The following is a 1,532-nucleotide window of genomic DNA, read 5'->3' on the forward strand; positions in this document are numbered from 1 at the left end:
GATTCATCAACACGGATAAAGCGCCCGCCTATGGTCGCGCGCTTGCTCTGCTCAAACGCGAAGGCCGGTGCCCGTCTGACGTTGAACACCGACAGATTAAGGCACTGTTGCAAAGTTAGCGATGAGGCAGCCTTTTGTCTTATTCAAAGGCCTTACATTTCAAAAACTCTGCTTACCAGGCGCATTTCGCCCAGGGGATCACCATAATAAAATGCTGAGGCCTGGCCTTTGCGTAGTGCACGCATCACCTCAATACCTTTGATGGTGGCGTAAGCCGTCTTCATGGATTTAAATCCCAGCGTGGCGCCGATTATCCGTTTCAGTTTGCCATGATCGCATTCAATCACGTTGTTCCGGTACTTAATCTGTCGGTGTTCAACGTCAGACGGGCACCGGCCTTCGCGTTTGAGCAGAGCAAGCGCGCGACCATAGGCGGGCGCTTTATCCGTGTTGATGAATCGCGGGATCTGCCACTTCTTCACGTTGTTGAGGATTTTACCCAGAAACCGGTATGCAGCTTTGCTGTTACGACGGGAGGAGAGATAAAAATCGACAGTGCGGCCCCGGCTGTCGACGGCCCGGTACAGATACGCCCAGCGGCCATTGACCTTCACGTAGGTTTCATCCATGTGCCACGGGCAAAGATCGGAAGGGTTACGCCAGTACCAGCGCAGCCGTTTTTCCATTTCAGGCGCATAACGCTGAACCCAGCGGTAAATCGTGGAGTGATCGACATTCACTCCGCGTTCAGCCAGCATCTCCTGCAGCTCACGGTAACTGATGCCGTATTTGCAGTACCAGCGTACGGCCCACAGAATGATGTCACGCTGAAAATGCCGGCCTTTGAATGGGTTCATGTGCAGCTCCATCAGCAAAAGGGGATGATAAGTTTATCACCACCGACTATTTGCAACAGTGCCTGCTTTTCTGCTGGAATTTGGCATTAGCGTTCCCCGAGGAGCTGCCGTTATTAGCCGACTGAGTACCATTCTTGAGGATAATAGTTTGCCTCTTTACCTCAGCCAGTTATTGCTGAAATTACAACAGCATTATCACTATCTTGTTGAGCAGATTAAAGATTTGGAATCCCAGTTGAAACGAAAGTTGGACGAAGATGAGGTTGGACAGCGCTTGCTGAGCATTCCCTGCGTCGGAACACTGACAGCGAGTACTATTTCAACTGAGATTGGCGACGGGAAGCAGTACGCCAGCAGCCGTGACTTTGCGGCGGCAACAGGGCTTGTACCTCGGCAGTACAGCACGGGAGGTAGGACGACATTGCTGGGAATTAGTAAGCGAGGTAATAAAAAGATCCGAACTTTGTTGGTTCAATGTGCCAGGGTATTCATACAAAAACTGGAACACCAGTCTGGCAAATTGGCCGATTGGGTCAGGGATTTACTGTGCCGGAAAAGCAACTTTGTCGTCACTTGTGCTCTGGCAAACAAGCTGGCCAGAATAGCCTGGGCCCTAACGGCACGACAGCAAACTTATGTAGCATAACGGCAGAAATACACCGGTTTAAAGAATTA

The 1,532-nt window shown here is 50.8% G+C and carries 1 protein-coding gene and 2 pseudogenes; 2 read left to right on the top strand and 1 reads right to left on the bottom strand.

Annotated elements, in window-relative coordinates:
* Positions 1-101, top strand: a pseudogene (locus tag FNY10_RS26485) (IS6 family transposase); the annotation flags it as partial.
* Between the two features lie 51 nt (positions 102-152).
* Here FNY10_RS26485 and FNY10_RS26490 read toward each other — a convergent pair.
* On the bottom strand, positions 153-857 hold the full coding sequence (locus FNY10_RS26490; protein WP_001067855.1) for an IS6-like element IS26 family transposase: 705 nt from the start codon (positions 855-857) through the stop codon (positions 153-155).
* A gap of 64 nt (positions 858-921) precedes the next feature.
* Here FNY10_RS26490 and FNY10_RS26495 point away from each other — a divergent pair.
* Positions 922-1,503, top strand: a pseudogene (locus FNY10_RS26495) (IS110-like element IS4321 family transposase); the annotation flags it as partial.
* Positions 1,504-1,532 lie beyond the last annotated feature (29 nt).

It is taken from the genome of Klebsiella sp. Lac1, assembly GCF_009825425.1.
GTDB classification, from domain to species: domain Bacteria; phylum Pseudomonadota; class Gammaproteobacteria; order Enterobacterales; family Enterobacteriaceae; genus Klebsiella; species Klebsiella electrica.

Coding starts and splice junctions, on each gene's coding strand:
- FNY10_RS26490 (WP_001067855.1), bottom strand. CDS start 857: ATGAACCCATTCAAAGGCCGGCATTTTCAGCGTGACATCATTCTGTGG.